This window comes from Photorhabdus sp. RM322S (assembly GCF_042879395.1).
GTDB lineage: Bacteria > Pseudomonadota > Gammaproteobacteria > Enterobacterales > Enterobacteriaceae > Photorhabdus > Photorhabdus khanii.
On record NZ_JBHFKW010000005.1, the window covers coordinates 151,338 to 175,697 of the forward strand.

The following is a 24,360-nucleotide window of genomic DNA, read 5'->3' on the forward strand; positions in this document are numbered from 1 at the left end:
AAATTTATTTATTTTATAACTATTTATGCAGTTATTAATTCTATTATAATCAGAATATTCAGGATGCTCCTGTTGTAAATAAATAATATATATCGCCATATAAGATAATTCTCTTTTGTCTTTGAGAGATATAAGTATAATATTCACATTCCTGATGAGTTTTTGGGATAATTTATCTATTCTATTGTTTTATATAATTTTTACTAAAAATCAAAAAATAGCTTACTGAAGTTAACTCTTCCGAAACAAATTTAATTCACAAGCAATATCAATGAAAGCTCATGTATGAGCATAGGGCCAGTTGGAGACACTTTTTTGATAAATGTTTTGTTAGTCGATGATCATGAATTGGTCAGGGTTGGTGTAAAACGTATTCTTGATGACGTGAAAGGGATAACAGTTACAGGAGAAGTCAATTGTGGTGAAGACGCGATAAAATGGTGCCGGACGAATAAAGTAGATATCGTGTTAATGGATATGAATATGCCAGGCATCGGTGGCCTGGAGACAACAAAAAGAATCCTGCGTTATCATCCCGATGTCCGGGTAATTATGCTGACTATCTATACTGAAAATCCATTGCCAATGAAGATGATGCAGGCGGGCGCCAGAGGGTATCTCAGTAAAGCCTCTACTCCTCAGGATATGGTCAATGCGATTCGTACTGTTAATGCCGGACAGCGCTATATCGCTCCCGATATTGCCCAGCAGATGGCCCTTAGCCAAATTAACCCACAGGCAGATAATCCACTAAGTTGCCTGTCTGATCGTGAATTACAGATTATGCTGATGATCACAAAGGGACAAAAGGTGAGTGATATCTCTGAACAACTTAATCTCAGCCCAAAAACCGTCAATAGCTATCGCTATAGAATGTTTAGTAAACTAAATATCGGCGGTGATGTAGAATTAACACATATGGCAATACGTTATGGGCTGTTCGACACAGAGAGTCTGTTAAATAGTGACGGAACAATTTGATTCAAAAGTATTTTTAAAAACAGTAACCAGTCAGCCTGGTGTTTATCGTATGTATGACACCTTGGGAACGGTTATTTATGTCGGTAAAGCTAAAGATTTAAAAAAGCGGCTTTCCAGTTATTTTCGTGCGCAGGTCGTCAGCCGTAAAACCGAATCTCTGGTCAGAAGCATTGCTCAAATAGATGTGACTGTCACACATACAGAAACCGAAGCATTGCTATTGGAACATAATTACATCAAGCTTTATCAGCCCCGATATAACGTTTTACTGCGAGATGACAAATCTTATCCTTATATTTTTCTCAGCGCAGATAAACACCCACGGCTGGCAATGTATCGGGGTGCTAAACATGCTAAAGGTGAATACTTTGGCCCATTTCCAAGCTCTTATGCAGTACGTGAATCATTAATCTTACTGCAAAAACTTTTTCCTATCCGGCAATGTGAGGATAGTATCTACCGCAATCGCTCTCGACCATGCCTTCAATATCAAATTGGCCGATGTCTTGGGCCTTGCGTTAATGGGCTGGTAAGTGAAGAAGAATATCAACAGCAAGTTGATTATATTCGCCTATTCCTTTCAGGCAAAGATCAGCAAGTTTTAACCAAATTGATTAGCCGAATGGAAGAAGCCAGCCAACAACTGAAATTTGAAGATGCTGCGAGATATCGCGATCAAATTCAAACCGTTCGTCAGGTCACTGAGAGACAATTTGTTTCAGGTACAGACGACGATTTGGATGTTATTAGCATTGCATTTGAAGCGGGCATGGCTTGTCTGCATGTCCTGTTTATACGTCAGGGGAAAGTACTGGGGAGCCGAAGTTATTACCCTAAAATACCGGCTGGGACAAAACCCGACGAGATTGTGCGGACATTCCTTGGTCAATTTTATTTACAAGGCAGCCAAAACCGGACTTTGCCATCAGAAATTTTGCTGGATTTTGCTCTGCAAGAGAAAGACATTTTATCTGATTCATTATCTGAAATATCCGGTCGAAAAATTCATATTCAAACCCGCCCTCGCGGAGACAGGGCCCGTTATCTGAAACTCGCCCGGACAAATGCAGCAACAGCTTTAGTTACTCGCTTATCTCAACAATCCACCATTCACCAAAGATTAGAATCTCTCGCTAATTTAGTTAAGTTGGCAAAAATTCAGAGAATGGAATGTTTTGATATCAGTCACACTATGGGGGAACAAACTGTTGCATCTTGTGTTGTCTTTGATAGTAATGGCCCACTACGTTCTGAATATCGGCGCTATAATATTAGTGGCATTACGCCCGGTGATGATTACGCTGCCATGAATCAAGTATTGCGCCGTCGATACGGAAAGACATGGGATGAATCAAAAATTCCCGACATTATTTTCATTGATGGCGGAAAAGGGCAATTAGCTCAGGCAATAGAGGTATTCCAGTCTCTTGATGTTGAATGGGACAAAACACGCCCTCAGTTGATAGGCGTTGCCAAAGGAAGTGATCGCAAAGCCGGGCTTGAAACGCTATTTTTCGCGGCAGAAGGTGAAGGTATAGCATTACCACCGGACTCACCTGCCCTGCATGTGATTCAACATATCCGTGACGAATCACATAACCATGCGATAACGGGGCACCGCCAGCGGAGAGATAAAGTGAGAAAAACCAGTACGTTAGAATCTATTGCCGGTGTTGGTCCAAAACGCCGGCAAATGTTACTGAAATATATGGGGGGGTTACAGCCTTTACGCAACGCAAGTGTCGAAGAGATCGCAAAAGTACCGACTATTTCCTATGCATTAGCAGAAAAAATTCATAATGCATTGAAACACTAGGTGCATTGATGCACCATACTTATAAATTCCACTATAGCCAGATAGTTAAGAAGCACTATGCAATTAAATATACCAACATGGCTCACTCTGTTCCGTATCGCCCTGATCCCATTTTTTGTACTGGCATTTTACTTGCCATTCAATTGGGCGCCGATGGTCTGTGCCATAATTTTTGTTGTCGCTGCGGCGACAGACTGGTTTGACGGTTTTCTCGCCCGCCTTTGGAAGCAAACAACCCGCTTTGGCGCATTTCTTGATCCTGTCGCTGACAAAATCATGGTTGCCACCGCATTAGTATTAGTTTCCGAGCATTATCATACATGGTGGATAACACTCCCCGCTGCAACAATGATAGCACGTGAAATTATCATCTCTTCTCTCAGAGAATGGATGGCTGAATTAGGAAAACGCAGTAACGTTGCCGTTTCCTGGATGGGTAAGGTAAAAACGACAGCACAGATGGCGGCATTAATTACCTTATTATGGCGTCCTAATTTTGAATTCGAACTAGGTGGATTCATATTACTTTACGTTGCTACAGCGATAACATTTTGGTCAATGTTTCAATATGTCAGCGCGGCGTGGTCTGATTTGCGGGAAGCTTGATCGAAGTGACGTAAAAAACATCGAACAAACACATCCTAACAATAATTGTGTTGACTCGATACGTGAAGTAAGTAGAATGCAACGCATCGAACGGCACATGAGATTTACGAAAACAAATAAGTAAATCAGTCGGTTCGAAGCGGTGCGGGAATAGCTCAGTTGGTAGAGCACAACCTTGCCAAGGTTGGGGTCGCGAGTTCGAGTCTCGTTTCCCGCTCCAAGTTACTAGTTAGGATAAATGATTGGTAACTTAATAGCTGAATAAGTAAGGCGCGTTGGCAGAGTGGCCATGCAGCGGATTGCAAATCCGTTAACCTCGGTTCGACTCCGGGACGCGCCTCCAAATTCAGCCCAGGTGGTGAAATCGGTAGACACAAGGGATTTAAAATCCCTCGGCTGTAAGGCTGTGCGGGTTCAAGTCCCGCCCTGGGCACCATATAAAATTCACTGATAAAACAGTGAGTTAGGGAAAAGAAAAGGCCACCGCAAGGTGGCTTTTTTGCTTTCTGCGATTGCACGAAAATCGCAAAATGGCAGCAGATTGGCAGCACCTTGGCACCACTGTATAAACCCACACTATCTATTTCAGGCAATCTCTCCCCCTCTCGAAGCATCATCAGAAAAATATTTTTCACATAAAAAAGCACACCTGAACGAATCATGATGTACTTTTTATGATTATTTATTCAATGGATCTAATTAAAAAGACATAAAGCTCACTGATCATTAGTAGATTAATAGGATGAGGCGGAACCATCTCAATCAATGTTGGTGTAGTCACGAACCGGACAAAGGTTTCATAGCTAACGAACGTCGTACTACAATTGATATTCTGGCACTGGTTGTAACACTCTTTGGTTTGGGTTGTATGTCCAAAACTGCTGCGGATGTGGGCGGCATGACCACATAGAGAGGAATCTCATCATCGGCAAACACTTCAACAAATGGGTTGCCATAGCTGGAACTGACACTAAACATGACTACATCATATCTAAATCAGAAATCTTTACTTCCACTTCCAATTGCAGAGAAGACATTAACCCACTGTCACTTAGGGATGGGTTGATGGTCGGTGTCCAGTCTCTGCCGGGTCAATTTGAAACTTGAAGCCACACACATTGATTTTTATTTTGGGAAACAGCTCTGCCAGTTGGATTGAAAATGACACAACCCCAGATGGAATTTTCCCATTCGACTTTGGCGGCATGCTCAGAATTGACATTATTTACACAGGTATGTTTCAGCACCAATACACTCCCTTCACTACCGATTAGTGATTCTTGTTAAGTAAATTTTGACAAAAAAAGTATTAAGAAATGTTAAATATATTATCAACTACATTTTTAATAACTGACGGTTAAATTTATGATTAACAAACGTTTAAAAGCCGCTCGTTTGCATGCAAAACTCACGCAAGAAAAACTCGGAATTGCGGCTGGCATAGATGAAAAGTCAGCACGAGCGAGAGTATCACAGTATGAAAATGGAACCCATCAGCCAACCTTCGAAATAATGTGTGCATTTTCCAAAGTATTAAACGTTCCTGAGTGCTATTTTTATATTGTAGATGATGATTTTTCTGATGTTGTTTTAGCTATTTATCAAACTCTAGCAAATTACAAACACACTTCTAAAAATTGAATACTGTTTGAGACAACTCTGACACCTAATAATGGCGCTAACCGTATCCAGCGCCATTGGCTTAAATTCACCCTTTTCTACCTTCCACGTGATGGCCAAATATCGGATGGATATAAACCTAGCTCGGTGGCAATCAGAGCTTCTCCTTTTGGCCACGGACGATACAGCGCGTTACTTAATGTGGATGATGCTAATCCCGCTTTACGTGAAACGGCTGAAAGATTTGTTCCTTGTTTTTTTAGAGCTGCAATAATGTCTGCTGGATGCCAGTCATCAGAGATTTTTTTATGCATGATAGCCTTCCTTTTAATTAATTTGATTTTTTTGCTAAGTATTCCTTAACAACATTCATGTTAAGGAATACTAAACATACCGTCAACATTTTAAAGAAAATATAATGTGACTATTGTTAAAAATTTGGTTTTACATGTTCATAGCAAAAATTAAGTTGTTAAAACACCCAAGATATTCATTTTTATTAGCTGATATTTATGCTGCTTCATCATTGCCAAAAAACTTGTATGTGGGCTAAATACATATTAAATTAACAACTTAAATAAAATACACAGCAATTAATTTCTTATATGGCATAAAATAACAAATCAAACATTAATATTTTTGTTAAGTAAATTTTGACAAAAAAAGCGCTAAGAAATGTTACATATATCGTCAGCTACATTTCTAATAACTGACGGTTAACTTTATGATTAACAAACGTTTAAAAGCCGCTCGTTTACGTGCAAATATCACACAAGAAAAACTCGGAATTGCGGCTGGCATAGATGAAAAGTCAGCACGAGCGAGAGTATCACAGTATGAAAATGGAACTCATCAGCCAACCTTTGAAACAATGTGTGCGTTTTCCAAAGTGTTAAACGTTCCTGAATGCTATTTTTATATTGTAGATGACGATTTTTCTGATGTTGTTTTGGCTATTCATCAGATTTTAGTGAATTACAAGCACGCTCCCGAAAATTGAATATAGCTTGAGACGGCCATGACATAAGCCTTCTCCTCACCGTTCCTAAGCTCCTCCCAAGAAAAAGATTTTTACATTAAAAAAGCGCACCACGATGAATAATGGAACGCTTTTTTTAATCATTTACTGATCGACAACTCTTCGATCAGAATACCAGCACGGTCTGTTGTCCGCTATCAGGATGCGGCGGAACCGCTTCAATCAATGTCGGCTTGGTGACGAACCGAACAAAGGTTTCATGACTAACAAACGTTGAGCCACAATTAATATTCTGGCACTGGTTGTAACGTTCCTTGGTCTGGGGGGTGTGTTCAAAGCTGCTACGGGTGTGGGCGGCGTGACCGCATAAGGGGCATCTCATCATAACGCGAGTACCTCAACAAACAGGTTGCCATAGCTGAAACTGGCACTAAAGCAACTATACCATATCTGAATCAGAAATTTTCACTTCCAATTGCAAAGATGACGTTAATCCGCTGTCATCCAAAGTATGAGTGACGGTAACCAGAGTCCAGTCTGCCATATCAATTTCAGGCTTGAAGCCACTCACCCTGACTTTCATTTCAGGGAACAGCTCTGGCCTTCCCTTCGCCAGTTGAATAGAGAATGACGCCACACCGCGCTGAATTTTCTCCCATTCTGCTTTAGCTGCACGTTCAGCATTGGCCTTGTTGGCATAGATGTGCTTCATCACAAAAACATTGCCCTCACTGCCAACCAGATAATCACCCTGTTTTTCTTCTTTTGCCTGTGAGTTGCTCTTACTCTGCTTGCGCTTGACGGTGACTCTTTCTTTTTTCTTAGGATCACGGGTATTAAGCCAACTGGCGGAAACACCGGTGTAAGCGCCCCGATCAACCAGTGAAAAACGGTGACCGTCTCCAGACTGACGAGTAATGATAACCACTGGCAAGAGCTGACCGCTAGCTGCTTTATTCTGCCCCTGTCGGATAAAAAGCAAATAGCCATTCTTAATAGTGGCAATAGCACCCTCCTGTTTTGCCAACCGGGTTAGAAAATTGCCGTCGGATTCGTTGGTCTGGTCAATATGGCTGAGGGTGATGTTGGCTAGCATTTTGTCCACTTTCGGCGTCAAATCGTTACGTACAGCAATAGTGTGCACAATATCGCTGATCGTTTTCTGGTGATAGGACACCTCGCGATTGATATTAAGCATCGCCCGAAAATCTGCGCTGCGGGCACGGATGATTATCTTGTCCGGCGCACCACTATATTCGATTTCATCCACAATAAACTTACCTTTGTGGATCAGTGGTTCCCCCTGCCAGCCCAGATGCAGAGATAACTCCGTCCCACGACGGGGCAAAGATAACAGACCATCGCTATCATCCAGTTCAATATCCAACTGGTCAGCCTCAAAGCCTCGATTGTCGGTTAGACTCAGGGAAATCAATCGCGACTGAATACGGGCATTGACGTTTTTGTCACCAGCACTGAGAACATACACAGGTGTATTAGTTTTGCCGGTTACCCAATCGAGTTTTAACATATCAGGTAAAGAAATCATGAAAATAACCCACCCAATTTGTGTGTGACACGGGTTTTCAAGTCAGTCATTTGGGTGCGAAGGTCACCGAACATCTCCCCTAAATTGTCATCCACACGGCGCAACGTGACGGTAAAGTCAATTTTACGGGCGGTACCGTCGGTAAAAAATTCACTTTTGGTCTGGTCGATACTTTCAATAATAAACATGCCGTAAATCGTGCCGCTACCATCCAGAAATGACCATGCCTTGCCACTCTCAGCCATCAATTGCAGGGCCAGCAAGGACAACCGGCCGCCGGTGATTTCAGGGTACAGGGCGCCGGACAGTGTAATAGTATCGTTATTTGGCCCCATAAACTGGAAAGCAGGACGGGCACCTACCCGATTGTTAAATCCATAGCGCCATGATTGTTGGTGTTGCAGGCTCTGGTATGGCGTGGTTTTCAGCATAAAGACAAATAAGCCAAGTGCGGCCATCATGAATAAAAGTCCTCGCTATCAGAAAATGAGCTACGGGCGCGGGCGCGTTGTTGTTGCTCGCGGCGATCCAGTTCACGTGCCACCACCTGAGCAATATCCTGTGCGGATTGTGCGGGAACGGCGTGTATATGAATTTCATAAATGGATCGTCTGTTATCCTGGATCTGGTTAGCAACTGAAACAACCGATGTCTGATACTGTGACGCAGGCAAACTGTATGGATGCAACGGAGCATTTTGGGCGCTGACTGGCAAGACTGCCCCTACAGATAGGGCCGCGATTGTCGCCAGTGCAGCCGTTTGACGACGACTGGTGACACGGGCGGGGCCGTTGATGATCTCCGGGCCATATTCCCCCACGATGCCAATCTTGCCCGTCGGGATGTAACCACCTTTATCGAATCCACCCGCCAGTATGCCGCCAATCGGACCAGTAGCTTCCTTATAAGCATTCAATGCCGCCTTTTGCCTGGGATCTTGGTTTTCTTCCTGCATAAAGTCGGGAGTCAAGGCGTCTTTAACCATCTTGCCCAATTCGGAGAATTTCTTTTTCAGGGATTCCCATTTTTCCTCAATGCCTGCCTTAAGATTTTCGACAAATTCACCGCCAATCTTCTTAAATTCGGACGGAATTTTTTTCGTGTCAGCGACCAGCTCATTCCATTTGGCTAATGCCCGTTGCTTGATGTTTTCCCATGTGGTGGAAACATAGTTCGAAATGTTGTTCCATAAGTTCTGGAACCACGGGCCGAGTTTGTCCCAATATCGCCAGATCAGGTAAGCGCCCACAGCAATCAAACCGATAACCGCTAAAATGGGGTTTGTCCACATAACATGCCCCAGCCACATCGCCATTTTCCCAATATAGGAAAACACGTTACCAAGACGTAGCATTGAGCCTGCTCCCCTGATACCCAACACTGACAGGCCAAATTTAACGATTGCCAGTGGTCCCAACAAAGCAACCAATGCCAGCGTAATCGCACCAAAAACCGTCAAAATAATACCCAGGCCGATACTCACCATCGTTAACGTTTTGGTCAGTTCAGGGTTGGCCTTCATCCACTCACCCGTTTTACTGATAATTTTGGTGATACGCTGGGTGATCCCACGCAAGGGACTGTCCACACCGCCAAAAATTTGAATACCGATATCTTCCCATGCCGATGACAGACTTTTCAGGTCGCCGTCAAGGTTATTAGTCATAGTATCGGCGACTTTCTTAGCCTCACCTTGGGCATTCTTCAATTCTTTGATGAGTTTCTGCAATTCCCCCGTACCGGCTCTTTCAGCCAATACCGACAGCGCGGAAAAAGCTTCTTCTCCGGCAATGGCTTTGAAAATGCCGGCACGCTGAGCGTTACCCATTTTGGCCGTTTTCTTGTCCAGCTCAGTCAGGATATCCGGCAAGGTGCGGAGATTACCCTTGGCATCTTTAGTCTGAATGTTCAGTTTTGCCAACGCTTTCGCGGCGGCGGCGGGCGGTTCAGCCAACCGTCCCAAAATAGATCGCAAGGAAGTTCCCGCCATACTACCCTGAATACCGGCATCACCGAGCTTACCCGTCGCCGCAGCGGCGGTTTCAATATCAACCCCTAAGCCTGCCGCTACAGGGGCGACATACTTCATGGTGTCACCCAGCATCATCAGATTAGTGTTAGAACGAGTAAAGGCACCCACTAGTACGTCACTCACCCGCCCCATTTCTTCGGATTTCAGCTTAAAACCCGTCAGGATATTAGAACCAATGTCGGCGGTGGCCGCCAAATCGGTATCACCCGCCAAGGACATCGCCAATGTACCAGGCATAGCTGATCGTATCTGGTCTGGAGTAAAGCCGGCCATTGCATAAAAACTCTGTCCCTGCGCGACCTGATTAGCGGTGAATGCCGTTGTCGCGCCTAAGTGCCGAGCCTGCTCCTGCAATTTTTTTAATTCGGGAGAATGCTTATCCAGACGGGTCAGCGCCTGCACCTTCGACATCCTCACGTCAAAGTCGTAACCCGGCATCATCACCCGTTTAGCGCCATAGAGCGCACCAACACCCGCTGCCGCTGCCGCAGCACCGGTTGCCGTCATTTGGTTACGCACATCTTTCATTTTTTGGTAGCGAGAGCGGGCATTCGCCAACCGTTGTTCCTGCTGTCTCAGACGCCCAAGCTGCTGCTCCTGTTGCTGGAGCATACCAGTTGTGTAGTTGATGTCCGCGTTTATCCGTCTCTGCGCCTGTCCAAGCTGGTTAGTGGAAATACCGCTGGCGCGCAAAGCATCACGCTGACGTTGCAGGGACTGGCTCAGGGATTGACTTTTTTCCTCGAACTGCTTGGCTGCGTTTTTTGCCCGCTGTAGCTGGTTGATTTGGGCCTGTGTCGGGTTCTGGCTGGCGTTCATTTCACGGTTCAGTGCTGCCACGCGTTCGGTAGCGCTGCGGTAAACCTGCCGGGTTTCTAGCAGTTGGCGCTTTACCTTGCGAAAACCATCGATCCGTCCGGCCTGCTGGTTCAATTCCCGGAGCTGCTGGCGCGACTGGCGAAGAGTTTCAGCCAGCCGTTTGTTAGAAGCCTGCGCACTCTTGAAAGGACGGGTAATTTTATCAACGGCATTCAAGATAACTTGCAGGCGTAAGTTTCGGTCACTCATTATCGGCCCCACTCCGTTTCATGGCCCGGTAACGCCATGCCAACAATTCAGGCAGGCCCATCTCAGTTGTCACAGCAGGCGGCCAATGAAACACAGTGGCAATGTCTGCCACCAGTTCATCAACAGTTATTAATGCTGGAAATCGGACTTCACCGACTTCGGCAACAAAAAATTAACCACCTCAATACAGAGGTTAATCAGATCGCCGGGCGACATTAGCAACAAATCATTTTTAGTCAGTGCCGGCGCGGTGACACGAGGCAAAACCAACATCATAGAATCGACGTCCATTTCCATCAGGGCCTGCAAGCGGGCACCACGCAGCGCACCACTATTGGGCTTACGCACAACGACGTCGCTGATGGTGGTTGCACCACGGGTAATAGGTTCTTCCAGTGTCACTGTAGCGTGTTCCGGCTGGACGATGGGGGTTTGTTCAGTCATGGTGAATATTCCTATAGTGATTTATCAGATGATAAGCGTTCAATTGTTACAAACCGATGGCGCGTCGGTGGGCTTCCAGACGGTCAACACCACTGACGATTTCCACCATATTAACGGTGTCGATTTCGATCAGGGCTTCTCCGTCCCACGTCAGTTTGAAGTAGGTGTTCTTGGCGCTGACTTTGGTCTGGCTGTTGTCGCCCTGTTTATAGCTGCCGTGGTCAAATTCCGAAAAGCGGCCACGCATTACGACTTCGACCGCAATCACTTCCCCGGTATCATCACGCTGAAAGGAGCCATTAAAGCGCAGAGAAACGCCGTCCACTTTCTCAATGCCCCACTGTCGGTAAAGTTGGGACTCAACACCACCGAGAGAAAATTCGGTATCTAGAGCGCCATCATCCAGCCCCAAGTCAACCGAGGCAGTGCCATTCATGCCACCGCCTCAATAGGCTTCGAGCTTGCGGCTCAGTTTAGGAAGCGTCATTTCTTCCACAACGCCGATGTAATTATTGCCATCATTGAATAAATTCAGGTATTTAAGTTTGCGAGGTAATGCCATAAATAGCCTCTTAGTTGTTAATGTTGTTGGCGAAATTCATCAGGTACTGGTCAGTGATGCGCTGGCGCAGCAGCAGGTTTTCCAATGGCGGGATCGGCGTGTAGTTGTAATCAATGAATAACTTGCCTGCTTTCAGGGTATCCTTACTGTTGGCGCTTTCGTCATACCAGCACTGGCCGTCTATCAGGTAACCATTGGCTTTTAGTTCGCGCAGCCTGGCATTGATGCCCTCGATAATATCGCGTACCAGTGAAGGCATCAGCGGCTTGTCAATCGCCCACATATGCGCATCAGCCATCGTGTCGGCCAGTACCTGCGCCGTGCGGGTGTAACTCTCGAACTGAAACAGCGGATCATCCGAACAGGTGCGAGAACCCCAAAAACGAAAACCATTCTTGCGGATCAAGGTCGTAACGGCGTTCTGGTTAAGCAGGTTGGCATCGGTGGCAATATCCTGCAAATCCCAAAAGATATCGGCTGAAATCCCTGTCACACCATTGACACCAACATTGGACAATGTTCTATGCCAGCCGGTTTCCTCGTCGATTCTGGCACGCAGGCCCAGCGCACAAGCCGTTGCGTATGCGATAGACTCGCTATTTTCGACCGTATCCCAACTGAGGAAATCCGGCCAAATCAACATCAGTTCGCGCTGGTTAAAGTTGTTGCGGTATTTGATAGCGTCGGAAATGTTTTTGCGGCCGTAAGCATTGACATAAGCCATTGCCCGCAGCTTTTGAGCAATGTCGGCAAGGGCTGCTGCAACAGGTTGGGTATCATGACCGGGCACCCCCAAAATACGCGGTTTGATGCCGAGCTGACCTTGTGCCGCAAGCAGCGCCTGCATTCCCGTTTTTTTGCCCTCGTCGGTAACGCCACCAATGATATTCGACGTGGTTTCGACTTCGGTTTCCCCCTGAGCCACACGCACAACAACAGTCACGGGTTTGGACTGGTCGGCAATCGCTCGCAGAACATGGGACAGTGTGCCCGTTTTGCCAGCCTTACTACTGGCAGTCAGAACGTCGGTTAACAAGACTGGCGTGTCTAAGGGAAAAGTTTTGGTGTCAGCATCATCCGCTGTGCAGACTAGCCCGACAATAGCGGTGCTGACAGTGGTAATGGTGCGCGTGCCCTCGTTGATTTCCTGCACACGGACGCCATGATGATAATCTTGTGCCATAGCGAAAGACTCCCGTAATGATGATTTCGCTATGGTGATCGCTGTGACAATAAAATTCAGTTGATTGGGTAAGTATCAGGGATAGCACAAAGTGGAGGATATCAAAAAAGTCAAAAGGACATTTATCCCCTGAGCAATTAATAAGACGTCATCGAATTAAAAGATTCAGTCGTTACATTACGCACTATGAAACTTAAAATAGAAGAAGTTGCATAAATAGAGATGAAAAATAGGGTAGATACCTCACAGGCTCCCGATATCGAATAGTCAGAGCCGCTCAAATAAGAACTAAGCTACTGCGGCTCTGATTCCATTATTCTGAGGGGTTTTCGGGCCAATGAATATCTGGTACTAAATTAACATCAACGCGGTTCAGTAATACCCGATATTTTTTCAAAGCGGCTAACAGCGATTTTTCCTCATCACTCGCCATCCCCAAATCTACCGCATCTTGCAACGGGGCTATTTGTTTATTTACAGTGAGCATAAGTTGCTGTTTCTTATGTTCTGCTTGTTGTTGCTGTTCCTGCCTAAGTTGTGCCTTGCCATTTTCTGATATTATCCACTTTTCACCATCATATTTATGATAAACGGACGGAGCACGTTCAATGAGTACTGGATAACCCTCTTTATTACTGACAATTGATAAACCGCGCGATTGCCCCGCGAGTAATTCATTATGTTTTTCCGCTGTTATTTCGACGCATTCTTCACAAGTTTCATTATAAAAAGCGCATTCTTTTCTGGAGAAATAAACCATTTATACCCCCCAAAATAATATATATACAACTCTGTCTGGATTCTCATTACTGTTAGGAGTGCCAGCTTGATATTCAAATGTCGATAATGTTGCATTACGTACTAATGTATGACCTGTTGATGTATTAACACTCGACATACTTGCGATATAGCCAAAGAATTTATTTTTAAAAGAAATTGGATAATTGACTTTTACCCATGACTGTTGACTGGATGCAACTTTAACCCATTGAATCATTATTCCCGTATCCCCACATTGCCACCAACCATTTTCAGATTTTATAGCTGCATTTTGTAGTGCAAGAGTACCGCTTCGCTCAGGTATTAATATATTATAACGTCGCTGATTGCTCGGATCGTTAGAATAAATATGCAACAATTTTCCTTCCGAACCGTTAATTCCTACCACATACCCATCTTTTGATTTGAAACGCAATTCAGGAAAGGAAGTTTTACTATCAATCAGTAAACTACCAACGGTGGCGGTTTTATCGCTAGAAATACGCAAGAAAGTATTATCACTCTCTGCTCGCGTATATGCCCCCACATCTCCAGCACTCAAAATAATATCCCCAGTCAACTCCTTACCATTAATTTTCCGGCTACCTGGTACCGCCTCCTTAGCAAACACTACCGTTTCCAACAAATTGAGGTTTTTTATAAACTCACTTTTATTGGGGATATCTGTGCCGTTCTGGTCTTTTGTCAGTCTGTTGCTGATATCTGATGCAAGTGCATTGATAGACTTAAGCTGAATTGTTTTACCTTCCGGAGTTGTAACAGTCACAACTCCATTCTCTGTCATCCATTTGTTTAAGTTGAATAACAGCTCATCGGTATAACCCAATTACGCTGTAACTTTCCGAGCGGCATCTGAATAAGTGTCGGGAACTGATGTTTGAATAAAATATTTAGCATTAGAGACCGCGTCTGGAAATTTATCGATTAAGGCTAATTCGGTATCACTATTAACGTTTTTAATTGCTGATAATTTAAAAGCATTCCCGACCTTGATTAATATAGTCTGAGCCGGAGCAACACCGAATTTATTATCTTTCCATTTTGTATTTGTGCCAGTGGCAATATCAGAGTTGGCAGCAATTGAAATTGTGCCTGTGTTGTATGAAGACATGATTATTCCTTAATGATTAGAAATTGAAATAGGTTTCAGCATCCAATATTAAAATCGGCTGATTTGTTTTGACTTCTCTATATCCGTCTTTGTAGTTTTGCATACCCGCCCCATCCTGAACCCTGGCAAAATTGAAAAGAGACAGTGAATGTTTGTCATTATTACCCACGCATAATTCTCCAACCCAGTAATAATTAGTCGGCCTTTCCCATCTTTCCTCTACCCAATTCCACCAGTCATAATTAGGCTGAAATATTGATTGGCCGACAACAGTAGGCATATACATGGGACGTTTAATATCGGGGATACTCATCCCTCTCCCGGCAGAAAAATTATTACCGGGCACTTGAGCGGGGAGTGATAAAACACCATAATATGACGAAAAAGTGATTTCTCCTTTTATATTTCTTATTCTTAATCCCCCGGCCCCCTGAGATAACTCATTTCCCTTGGGATTAGTAAACACAACAACCCACCAAGTCGCACTCATTTCTTTTCCTGTCTTTTTATTTACACAGACATATTCCGACCATACTGAATAATCCAGATATGAATAATCCTCTCTTGCTCTCATGATTGCGTCTGAATTATCGGTATAAAAAAAGAAGATAGCATTATCTATTGTGAGGGATGGATCAATATCTTTCGGATTAAAAATCCCATTGATATTCATTTTCTTTTTATAGAATGCATATCCGTAACCCATCGGCGGCTTCTCATTAAGAAAAACCGCATTGCCTGCAATCCGTAATCCATAGTTTAAACCTGATGTTTTTAATTTAGGGTCAGGCCAGGCAATGATTTTTATAAGATTGTTTAATGCCAGTCGATCAACAAAGATTCTTGTATCATCGCCAAAACCGGATGCTGTCACTATCCCGTTATTCTCAGAATATTGAACCATTTCTAATGCACCATCGAAAAAGACTCCGCGTGCTGTGTACCGACGTTTTACTATTGCCATTCCACCACTTTTGATTATTGTGAATCTATAACCGGAGGGGATTTTTACTGGACACTCCCAGTCATACCAGAATCCATTCTGCCCTGCCGTAGGATTTTTCAAAATATCCCCCCGGCTGACCTCTACCGCTCTTGACCATATAATTGCACATGGAGATGTTTTTTCATTGAAGATAAAAGGCACTCCGTCATTAGGGTTTGTTATTTTTAGCCCGTAATTGCTCATAGAAAAACTCCCAATTCAACTATTGCTGTGCCGTTCTTATCAAACAAATAAAACCCTCCACTTGTGAGCCGTGTTCGATACTCTCCGCTTATTCCATTCACTTCCATGATGCCTGTAGCGGCGTCAATACGAAAACCGCTTTTGTTCGGAATATAATTGACTGACTTTAGATCAACACCCACCAGCAACTCTTGAATAACGGTTTTATCAATGAATGCACTGCGCATGAACACTTGCCCATTCTTGATAAAGAAGACAGATTCAAGCTTACCGTTTGATGGATTAAAAACACCGAATGTCTCTGCACTGAACCCGATATTTGTACTGACTTTTCCGTTTTTAACTTCGGCACCGATGACCATACCAGCGTTGTATTCTGTCCCATTATATTTAATACCAGCTTTGACAGTATAGATAGCAGAGCCTTCTCCGTTTTTGTCAAAAACCGTTGTGGCTTTTGTATCAATTAACGCCTTTTGTTTTTTGAATTCGGCACTTGTCTGGGTATTATATTCAGACAAAGCTTTATCCGTATTTGCAATTGCGTTTTTATTCTCTTGAATAAGCCCCTTGGCTAGAGAGATCCCATTTGCATTTTCATTAACTTCGGCTTTAACTTGATTAATGTCTTTTGCCGTTGACTCATTTAATTTAGATACCGATTCTTTAATATCTAAGACGCTTGAATTAGTATTCTCAAACCGACTCGATACTTGCTGTTGATAACGTGCAAGTGACTGCTGATCTGATACTTGTACTTCGCGTATCTCGACAATCTCAGCTTTTCTGTTTCCGTTTTCTTTCATCCAACGCTTAGTATCGGCTCCCCTTGCAGTGGCATTTTCAAGCACAGCCTCTGCATTATCATCAATCTGAGATTGAAGCGCTTTACCGGCATCTGTTGATAAGAACTGATCGCCAGCAGCGTCAATTATCCAGCTTGCATCTGAAGATGATTCGCCCCGTATGAAATCAGTCCACGCGCTTTGATTACCGGTTTTATCAACAAGCCTCGCGCGGAAGTAGAAAGCCACACCTGCGGCCAATCCCTGCATCGTATATGTCTTTTGAGGATAAGGAACGTCAGACAACAGCATCAAATCATTGCCGTCATTTGTTTTGCTGTACTGAATCTCAGTGTGTTGTGTGTCTGATGTGTCTTCACCGAAGTTCCAGTCTATCTGAATACCGAAAATGATGGGCGTTGTCCTGAAATTTAACGGTACCGGAGGGTTACCCTCTTTTCCGTTGAGCTGAGTTTCAGGGGCATTGGCCCAGATACTGGATATCTCTGATGCATTGATAGCCCGGACACGTGCCTGATAGCGTCCAGCATAGATGTTTGGGACTTCAAAGCTCTGTGTTGACGTTCGGGGAACTGATACCCAGTTACCATTGTCTTTCCGCCATTCAGCTTCATAAGCGATAGCATTTTCGACAGCATCCCACGTTGCTCGCATTGTCGTGATAGCCAGCCCTTGGCATTTGGCAGAATAAGAACTGATGGACACGTTTTTCGGTGGAGCCTGAACACCAGGTGGTATTCAGAGATTGGCTTTTCGTCAATTCGGGCACCAGTATCAATGTGACTATACTTATCGGGATTATGACAAACACCACTAATCGTGAATGTATTATCATTGTTGTCATCAATACTTGTGACACGATAGAGCTGAATAGCCAAATCATCAGCATCAATAGACCACACCGCATTTTTTTGTTGTACTTCTGAATAGACTGTACTTACTGTTACTACAGTATCATTTATCGCCTGGACTGTGCGTCCTTCTGATTTTCCAGAAGGTAAGTTAATTAACAGGCGATCCCCAACTTTTGCCCCTGTCTTTCTATCTAATGTGATATTTCTTCCATTTGATTCTGATACCCGGCCACCGATTGCACGCCCAGAAAACAACTCATCAGCAACACCAATAATATCTCCGGGAAGCGGTATCTTGCCTTCAAGACCGGTAGAAAATGATACTGTTCTATCATGAGCATTAGTTAGCAAAGCCCATCTTCCGCGCCGGTTTGCTTCACTCTGTCGCGTACAACCAATCGCAGTAATTTCAGTCTGATTTACGCCGTATCGTCTAACCAGTTTATTATCAGAAACAACTTCAACAGCATCATTGTAGTGATTACTCGGATCGCCATACGACACTAAAGCATGCGTGTATCGATTACGCAGACTACCACCACCGCCATTGAATTTTCCGTCAACAACCGATGCTTTAGTGAAAATACGGCTAACATCACGCGGCATATCAGCAATTGCAACGATTTTATTATCCGACCAATAAGTCATCCCGCGAAAAATTGACGCCAAATCACGCAATACTGTATAAGCTTCATTCTGTGCTTGTATATACACGTCACATATAAAACGCGGCTCTTTTCCATCCCCACCACGGCCATCGGGGACTAATTGATCACAATATTGGGCAATTCTATAAAGTTCCCACTTATCAACATGGCTCGCGTCAAGCCTGTCACCGAGACCGTATAACTTACTTAATAGAATATCGTAAAAAACCCAGGCTGGGTTGCTACTATGCGCTAATTTAAATGTCCCGTCCCACATTCCCGAATAGGTCCGTGTTGCTGGATCATAGTTTGATGGAACTTTAATTAATAATCCTTTGGATAAAACACTAATCTTCGGAATTCGATTATTAAATTGTTCAGCATTAAATGTAACAAACAGAAGAGCAGTGTTTGGATAACGGAGCTTTACATCAATAACTTCTGCTATTGCTTGAATATTAACTTTATCAGCATATCGCCCTGAATTTTGATTCGGCGTCAGCCTGCGTACTCTGATTTGCCAGCCTGTTGTCGCTTTGGGTAAATCAATTCGGTGTGAACGCTCATAAGTTGACGTTGTTTTCCCATCAAACGCAGCTTTAACTACTTGATTAAACCCCGCACCATCCGTATTTAAATCTATTGCATATTCAATACGGTAACCTGTTGTATCGCCATTATCTCGCTGTTGTAACAATTGAGGAATAGAAAACCGAACACGCACAGCAGATAGTTGTGTATTACTAATAGAACGTATCCACGGCTGATCACTTTTAAGCTCCATTCCTATATTGATTTCATTATCAACACTTGGCATCCCTTTAATGTATTCCTGTTGCTGGCTGCCGGGGCGAAATTCCCATGTAACCCCCTCAAAATTTCTTGAACCATCAGGGTTTCCGATCGGAGTACCGTCTAAGAATATCTTTGTATCATCTAATCCACTCGCTATTTCACCGTTACTGATTGCTAATAATATCTTCGCTGTAGACGTAGATAGTAAGTTATCCGGTGATTCAACAGGGGTGTGTCCTTTTCCGCCACCACCCTTTCGACCCTGAATTAATTGAGTTGCCATATTCCACCCACAAAAAAAGCCGCGTTTAGCGACCTGGTCTGAATTAATTTAAATATTGTTATTGCTGGTCTTCGGTATATATTCCGGCTGAGATAATAGCCCCGCCAACTTCCCTCTCGCCGTAAAGTACAGGGATGGGATTCCCTTGGGCGGTTGTATTGACTGCACCGCCAAAAGCATACGACGGTTTATTATCTGCATCTTGTCGCGTTGACAACCCCGGTGGTTGTGGGGCTAACATTTGGACAACACCACCCAACGCCATTGCAGCGCCACCCAGAGCGAGCGCCCCGCCCCATGTGCCCGCTGCACTAAATGCCGCCCATCCAGCCGGCCCTGTTAACATTGCAGCGCCAATGAGTGCAACACCTAAAATAGTCTGAAAGAACCCGCCGCGCTTACTTCCCTTAATGATCGGAGCAATGCGGATTTCTTCATTAGTAATTAAATGAAGCTCTTCATTGCTAATATTTCTTTTACCTTTGAAAATGGCAAATTCAAGCCCCTTTAGATGAGCTGCGTTTAAGAACTTTTCAAAACCTTCGCAGCGTACACACAGGGCTTTTATGGCCTCTTTCGGGGAATCAATTGCAATTGTATGTTCACGCCCAAATTGCTTTCCAAGTGTGCCGTAAAGTCGAACTGTTTTTAACTGATTCATACCAGCTCCTTATGTCTGACTATTTTCACAGTTCTGTCACGCCAGTAATCACTGTATGGGATAATTTGGCTTAACTGTCCGTATAAGTGATGAAGCAACATCCCATTATTCACCAAAACACCAGCATGGTTGGGTACATCTGATTGAACTTGCATGATGACCATATCACCATCTCGCGGGCTATCCGTGATCTCGACAAATCCCTCTTTCTGCCAGTTGTCCATGTAGAGGTTTTCGCCTTCTTCCCACCAGTGCCTATCTACACTGTAGTCATGCAGAAATAAACCATGTTCTTTCTTGTAGTAATCCCTAATTAAAGACCAACAATCAGCATGACCAAGCACAAATGCCCGGCCAGTTAATGGCCTGCCACTACGCGGCTGTATCACCCTGATATCACCCTCAGGCCATGAAGCAATGACCCAGGGTAATCCGGTAGCATCACACTGTAACTGGTCCAATTCACTGGGTTGCGTTGTCACACCATCACCACAGTGACTATGAACTATAACTATGATAGTTCCCCAGTCTTCTGCCTGCGCGTAGTCTTCCGGTAAAAGTTCAAAGTGTTCAGTGGCTTCTTTAGACAAATTACGACAAGGGAAATATTTCTCTACTCTGCTTTTTTGGGCGATAACACCACAACATTCATTCGGATATTCAGCTTTCACATGTTCAAATATCGCTGCGATAGTTTTCTCTCTCATTATCACCTCGAAATCAAGCCAGATGCAGGGAACCCTCCAAAATCTAAGGGGTTATTTTCGCCAAATCGTTTTTTGCAGTCTGATAGTAGCCCACCGCATTCATCTTTAGCCGGATCATCGGTTGGCTTTCCGTCTTTATCAAAATATTTCGTACCCGCGTAACCACAGCCGTTTCCGGTTCTGTACCACCCTCTCATACACCAGGTGCAAATTGTGTGGATTTGCCGGGTTGGAATACGCAAACCTTGCAGATCAAACGGACTGGATAATTCAAACTCTATAATCTCACCGGCTATCTCACTCGTTTTAGTATCAATATAGAAAACCTGTTTAAAGCATTCATCATGATTAGCTGTTAAATTGCCATCTGTGAAATTTTTCGCGTCAAGATAGTGTGCAAATGTTTCAAATATCGTTACTTTAGCCTGTAACATATCTTCGAATTTCAGGCAAAGAGAAGAAATAAGGCTATTGATATTAGAAACAGTTAGCTTTGGCCGGGGCGGTGATCCATCACTTGATTTTGATATACCGCTAATTTCATAAGCCCAGGCACCATATTCTTTTCCCTGCCACCAAATTGATTTCGGCTTAAGATCCCCGCCAGTTTTTATTTCTTCCTCTGTGTGCGGCAAGTTATCGGGTCGCGCAAGGGAACTTCCCCCCTGCGCTCCCACGGAACCGGACGTGACAGTCTCCCGTCATCCGGCTCTTGTCGTTGACCGTTCACGCCGCGTACAAATTTCCCAGTGTGCAAACAGGCCGGGCTTAGCGCTCTGTATCCTTCTCAACCATTCATATGCCTGAGCCAGGCTGCCGTGTACCCGCTTATATTTGCGGGCGACCCATTTCGCAAGGTGCAGATCTATATGACTGGCTATACAGCCCATCGCTGAGCGATAAAAGCGCCCATAGTACTTAATCCAGCCTCGTAACATGGGATTGAGCCATCGCGCCATTACTTCCAGAGACAACGGGGTTTTATGACTCAGATCCCAACCCCGTACCGTCTGCCGGATTGCCTTCGCCGCTCTGGCGCTTATCGCTGGCAGGAAATTCACCGACAGCTCTCCCTCTTTTGAGAATGACTTTCTTGGCCTGAATGTATAGCCCAGAAAGTCAAAGCTGATTTCAGGATATGCCTCCGTTCTTTCCCTGTCCTTGCAATAGACGACTTTCGTCTTGCCCGGACTCATTTCCAGCTTACATTCACCCAGGCGCGCTCTGAGCCTGCTACGCAACATCATTGCCTGCGCATGGCTTTTGCAGTGGATGACTATATCATCAGCGTATCGCTCAAACCGGACGACAGGAAATTCCCGTTTCATCCACATGTCGAATGCATAGTGCAGGAACAAATTCGCCAACAACGGACTAATGACGCCCCCTTGCGGCGTACCTTTATCCCTTATCTGCACCGTCCCATCCGGCATATGTACCGAAGCGGTCAGCCATCGCTCAATGTAGAGCAACACCCACTTACCGTCCGTGTGTTTGCGCACCGCCTTCATCAGGAGTTCATGATCGATGTTATCGAAGAACCCTTTGATATCTACATCCAGCACCCAGTCCATACGCCAGCATCGTTGCCGGGCTAGCTTCAGGGCATCGTGCGCAGATTTGTGCGGGCGGTAGCCATAGGAGTCATCGTGGAATAGTGGCTCCAGAATCGGCTCCAGCATGTTTTTGACCACCATCTGCGCGATGCGATCCGCGACCGTAGGTATCCCCAGCGGTCTCGTTCCACCCGTCGCCTTTGGTATCTCAACACGCCGAACTGCTGGCGGCATATAGCTGCCCGAGGCCATTCGGTTCCAGATCTTGTACAAGTTCCCCACGAGGTTCTTGTCAAATTCCTCAATCGACTGGCCATCGATTCCGGCACTGCCTTTGTTGGCTTTTACCTTCTTGTACGCGCTCCAGACAGCCTGTCTGGATAACGCAAACGGTTTGGACTGGCTCACAGGTTCCTCCCGCTTACGCGGTTGACCTGTAATACAGCCCCAACGACTGGCCCCCTTCGCTCCACGCCCATTACAGGCGCTTCATCACTACTACGGAACCATCTGCCCCTGTGCCCCGCATTGGTACTCAGGCGCTCGCAGGGTTTCTGCTCGACGCCGCTCCCTTCGCATCGGGACGACAGGTTCCCACGTTCCATGCCAGAGCCTGTGTTGTGCTCATGCTGTCTATATGCCGGATGCCGACCAGCCAGTAACCAGATAACCGCTGGACTTATCACGCACCGCTTAGAAAGCGCGTTTTTGACATCATCTTGTTCCTTTCGACACTGCATCTACAGTTCACTCTCGTTCATCTTCACAACACATACATGACGCATCTGACTGCGCCTTTTCCCTGACGCTCACCACCACCGCTCTTAACGGCAGCAGCTCAGGGTAGTTTGAAGGCTGCGTCTGGACACCGCCTCCGAGGGGCCGACCCTCATCTCTCGCACAGCATTGCACCCTCTATTTGCCACAGGGTGCATTCGTGGCACACGTAAGCATGGAACCGCAATACAGGACCACCAAATTTACTCCCATCAACTTCAATTAATTGAATTCGATTACCAGGTTCTAACTTTTGTACGTCTGATGTAATGTTCATGCTGAAAATGCCTGTTCAAATGTAGCGTTAATTGTCAACGCCGTAGGAGATAGCGGCGTCATAGTGATAGAACTAGCGTCAACTCTGTAAAGCCCTTTCTGACCAAAAGGCGGTGTCCATATAAAGCTCTTTGCTGTGTGCTGTCTGATGAAATTGAATATCGGCATTACTTCATCTTTATGACCTGTATAAGAAAAAGGCCATTTCTGCGACTCTGAATTGATCCCATCTATCGCAATCTGTGAATAGCCATCCCCGAATTGAACTTTTCTTACATTGTGCGCGAACTCTCCTGCTGGACTATTTTGTATCTGAGTTCGCCACTTGAATTCTTCTGCCATATTCCACCCATAAAAAAACCGCAGTTAAGCGGCTAGATATGAAAAACCCACACTGGGCGGGTTTATTCTATTCTTTCGGTATCGGTAATTCGTTTTTGGAAATGATGGCCAGTCTATTTTGATAATGCTCTGGGTCTCCCCAAAGCCACATCTCCTGGCGGCTAACATCATCTTGGGTCAGAATCTTGCGCAATTCGCAGGTGATCATATCATAGGCATAGACATACATATTATATGTTAGTGCGTCATACATTCTATCTTGCCAGAAAGCCATACCATCAGTGGTCTGGTTCATATCCGATACAATCACATTGTACCACTCAATTAAGTAATCAAAAAACACCCTGCCAGCTAAATCACGTAAAGCCGCTCGATGTTGAGGGGTTCTAATGCGCCAAACGAGGATTTGAGTTACGGGACGACAATTTAATACGACGTCAGGCTGTATAACCACACGGTTATAATAAGCAACCTCTTTGGATACATCATTGATCAGAGCTAATTCAAAATGAGATTGACTAATCTTATCTCCCAACCGGCCATCAACACGAACCATGCGATAACCAGGCGCTAGTGTTAACCTGTTTATCTGGGAAGTCATATCACTGCCATTCATCAACGCAGCGTAGAGGGCGTGATTATCTGAGCTCTCGTTCAGATGAACGAAAACCTCATTAACCTTTTCAGGATTTACCAATCTTTTTGGCATATATCCCCCTCAAATAGATGATTATCG

Annotated in this window: 24 protein-coding genes, 3 tRNA genes and 4 pseudogenes; 8 read left to right on the forward strand and 23 right to left on the reverse strand. The window is 44.7% G+C overall.

The window, feature by feature from the left end:
• Positions 1–315: 315 nt before the first annotated feature.
• The 6 genes from uvrY (at position 316) to ACGF63_RS05120 (ending at position 3,839) form a co-directional block, all read left to right on the forward strand.
• Entirely contained in the window at positions 316–981 is a 666-nt protein-coding gene (gene uvrY, locus ACGF63_RS05095; RefSeq protein WP_036848389.1) for a UvrY/SirA/GacA family response regulator transcription factor, read from the forward strand.
• Positions 965–2,797: an excinuclease ABC subunit UvrC gene (gene uvrC / locus ACGF63_RS05100; protein WP_387629204.1), complete on the forward strand. Its 1,833-nt coding sequence runs from the start codon at positions 965–967 to the stop codon at positions 2,795–2,797. Before uvrY ends, uvrC begins: the two co-directional genes overlap by 17 nt.
• 57 nt (positions 2,798–2,854) lie before the next feature.
• Complete coding sequence (gene pgsA / locus ACGF63_RS05105) at positions 2,855–3,403, forward strand: CDP-diacylglycerol--glycerol-3-phosphate 3-phosphatidyltransferase (RefSeq protein WP_036847733.1); 549 nt, start codon at positions 2,855–2,857, stop codon at positions 3,401–3,403.
• 144 nt (positions 3,404–3,547) lie between these two features.
• Positions 3,548–3,623, forward strand: a tRNA-Gly gene (locus ACGF63_RS05110).
• A gap of 49 nt (positions 3,624–3,672) precedes the next feature.
• Positions 3,673–3,746: transfer RNA gene (locus tag ACGF63_RS05115), tRNA-Cys, on the forward strand.
• Positions 3,747–3,752: 6 nt separating this feature from the next.
• Positions 3,753–3,839: transfer RNA gene (locus ACGF63_RS05120), tRNA-Leu, on the forward strand.
• A gap of 246 nt (positions 3,840–4,085) precedes the next feature.
• Here the strand turns inward: ACGF63_RS05120 and ACGF63_RS05125 are convergent.
• Complete coding sequence (locus ACGF63_RS05125) at positions 4,086–4,292, reverse strand: ogr/Delta-like zinc finger family protein (protein WP_387629329.1); 207 nt, start codon at positions 4,290–4,292, stop codon at positions 4,086–4,088.
• Between the two features lie 476 nt (positions 4,293–4,768).
• Here ACGF63_RS05125 and ACGF63_RS05130 point away from each other — a divergent pair, with 476 nt between their 5' ends.
• Positions 4,769–5,044 carry a helix-turn-helix domain-containing protein gene (locus ACGF63_RS05130; RefSeq protein ID WP_387629207.1) on the forward strand — a complete coding sequence of 92 codons (276 nt, stop codon included), beginning with the start codon at positions 4,769–4,771 and terminating at the stop codon, positions 5,042–5,044.
• 77 nt (positions 5,045–5,121) lie between these two features.
• Here ACGF63_RS05130 and ACGF63_RS05135 read toward each other — a convergent pair whose 3' ends face one another.
• Complete coding sequence (locus tag ACGF63_RS05135; protein ID WP_387629210.1) at positions 5,122–5,337, reverse strand: helix-turn-helix domain-containing protein; 216 nt, start codon at positions 5,335–5,337, stop codon at positions 5,122–5,124.
• Between the two features lie 410 nt (positions 5,338–5,747).
• Between ACGF63_RS05135 and ACGF63_RS05140 the strand changes: the two genes are divergently transcribed.
• The gene (locus tag ACGF63_RS05140; RefSeq protein ID WP_387629212.1) at positions 5,748–6,023 is read left to right on the forward strand and encodes a helix-turn-helix domain-containing protein; all 276 of its coding nucleotides are present in this window, start codon (positions 5,748–5,750) and stop codon (positions 6,021–6,023) included.
• Between the two features lie 145 nt (positions 6,024–6,168).
• Here the strand turns inward: ACGF63_RS05140 and ACGF63_RS05145 are convergent, their stop codons facing one another.
• From ACGF63_RS05145 to ACGF63_RS05245, 21 genes and pseudogenes are all read right to left on the reverse strand, one after another.
• Positions 6,169–6,387: an ogr/Delta-like zinc finger family protein gene (locus tag ACGF63_RS05145; protein ID WP_023045648.1), complete on the reverse strand. Its 219-nt coding sequence runs from the start codon at positions 6,385–6,387 to the stop codon at positions 6,169–6,171.
• Positions 6,388–6,441: 54 nt separating this feature from the next.
• Positions 6,442–7,533 (reverse strand): phage late control D family protein, encoded by a 1,092-nt coding sequence (locus ACGF63_RS05150; RefSeq protein WP_387629331.1) that lies wholly within the window; start codon positions 7,531–7,533, stop codon positions 6,442–6,444.
• A gap of 14 nt (positions 7,534–7,547) precedes the next feature.
• Positions 7,548–8,012 (reverse strand): phage tail protein, encoded by a 465-nt coding sequence (locus ACGF63_RS05155; RefSeq protein ID WP_132345278.1) that lies wholly within the window; start codon positions 8,010–8,012, stop codon positions 7,548–7,550.
• A complete protein-coding gene (locus ACGF63_RS05160) occupies positions 8,009–10,651 on the reverse strand; it encodes a phage tail tape measure protein (protein ID WP_387629216.1) in 2,643 nt (880 codons plus the stop codon). Before ACGF63_RS05160 ends, ACGF63_RS05155 begins: the two co-directional genes overlap by 4 nt.
• The gene (locus ACGF63_RS05165; RefSeq protein ID WP_051560792.1) at positions 10,644–10,763 is read right to left on the reverse strand and encodes a GpE family phage tail protein; all 120 of its coding nucleotides are present in this window, start codon (positions 10,761–10,763) and stop codon (positions 10,644–10,646) included. Before ACGF63_RS05165 ends, ACGF63_RS05160 begins: the two co-directional genes overlap by 8 nt.
• Before the next feature lie 17 nt (positions 10,764–10,780).
• Positions 10,781–11,095 (reverse strand): phage tail assembly protein, encoded by a 315-nt coding sequence (locus ACGF63_RS05170; protein WP_387629219.1) that lies wholly within the window; start codon positions 11,093–11,095, stop codon positions 10,781–10,783.
• Between the two features lie 46 nt (positions 11,096–11,141).
• Positions 11,142–11,657 (reverse strand): annotated as a pseudogene (locus ACGF63_RS05175) (phage major tail tube protein).
• A 10-nt stretch (positions 11,658–11,667) separates the two neighbouring features.
• Positions 11,668–12,840, reverse strand: a complete 1,173-nt coding sequence (locus ACGF63_RS05180; RefSeq protein ID WP_387629222.1) for a phage tail sheath protein — start codon at positions 12,838–12,840, stop codon at positions 11,668–11,670.
• A gap of 313 nt (positions 12,841–13,153) precedes the next feature.
• Positions 13,154–13,600, reverse strand: coding sequence for a tail fiber assembly protein (locus tag ACGF63_RS05185; RefSeq protein WP_387629224.1), 447 nt, complete (start codon positions 13,598–13,600; stop codon positions 13,154–13,156).
• Positions 13,601–14,386 carry a hypothetical protein gene (locus tag ACGF63_RS05190; protein ID WP_387629227.1) on the reverse strand — a complete coding sequence of 262 codons (786 nt, stop codon included), beginning with the start codon at positions 14,384–14,386 and terminating at the stop codon, positions 13,601–13,603.
• Positions 14,387–14,446: 60 nt separating this feature from the next.
• The gene (locus ACGF63_RS05195) at positions 14,447–14,731 is read right to left on the reverse strand and encodes a hypothetical protein (protein ID WP_387629229.1); all 285 of its coding nucleotides are present in this window, start codon (positions 14,729–14,731) and stop codon (positions 14,447–14,449) included.
• A gap of 16 nt (positions 14,732–14,747) precedes the next feature.
• Positions 14,748–15,920, reverse strand: a complete 1,173-nt coding sequence (locus tag ACGF63_RS05200) for a hypothetical protein (protein ID WP_387629232.1) — start codon at positions 15,918–15,920, stop codon at positions 14,748–14,750.
• Positions 15,917–19,305 (reverse strand): annotated as a pseudogene (locus ACGF63_RS05205) (host specificity protein J). The gene ACGF63_RS05200 and the pseudogene ACGF63_RS05205 overlap by 4 nt, the downstream one beginning before the upstream one ends.
• A 58-nt stretch (positions 19,306–19,363) precedes the next feature.
• A complete protein-coding gene (locus tag ACGF63_RS05210) occupies positions 19,364–19,966 on the reverse strand; it encodes a tail assembly protein (protein WP_387629234.1) in 603 nt (200 codons plus the stop codon).
• Positions 19,963–20,673, reverse strand: coding sequence for a C40 family peptidase (locus tag ACGF63_RS05215; protein ID WP_387629236.1), 711 nt, complete (start codon positions 20,671–20,673; stop codon positions 19,963–19,965). Before ACGF63_RS05215 ends, ACGF63_RS05210 begins: the two co-directional genes overlap by 4 nt.
• A 2-nt stretch (positions 20,674–20,675) precedes the next feature.
• Positions 20,676–21,314: pseudogene (locus ACGF63_RS05220) on the reverse strand (phage minor tail protein L); the annotation flags it as partial.
• Positions 21,315–21,374: 60 nt separating this feature from the next.
• Positions 21,375–22,637 carry a group II intron reverse transcriptase/maturase gene (gene ltrA, locus ACGF63_RS05225; protein WP_162524128.1) on the reverse strand — a complete coding sequence of 421 codons (1,263 nt, stop codon included), beginning with the start codon at positions 22,635–22,637 and terminating at the stop codon, positions 21,375–21,377.
• Positions 22,634–22,969 carry a hypothetical protein gene (locus tag ACGF63_RS05230; protein WP_232832647.1) on the reverse strand — a complete coding sequence of 112 codons (336 nt, stop codon included), beginning with the start codon at positions 22,967–22,969 and terminating at the stop codon, positions 22,634–22,636. Before ACGF63_RS05230 ends, ltrA begins: the two co-directional genes overlap by 4 nt.
• Before the next feature lie 209 nt (positions 22,970–23,178).
• Positions 23,179–23,283 (reverse strand): annotated as a pseudogene (locus ACGF63_RS05235) (phage minor tail protein L); the annotation flags it as partial.
• Positions 23,280–23,624: a phage tail protein gene (locus ACGF63_RS05240; RefSeq protein ID WP_387629239.1), complete on the reverse strand. Its 345-nt coding sequence runs from the start codon at positions 23,622–23,624 to the stop codon at positions 23,280–23,282. The gene ACGF63_RS05240 and the pseudogene ACGF63_RS05235, both read right to left, overlap by 4 nt.
• Positions 23,625–23,691: 67 nt before the next feature.
• A complete protein-coding gene (locus tag ACGF63_RS05245) occupies positions 23,692–24,333 on the reverse strand; it encodes a hypothetical protein (protein ID WP_387629241.1) in 642 nt (213 codons plus the stop codon).
• Positions 24,334–24,360 lie beyond the last annotated feature (27 nt).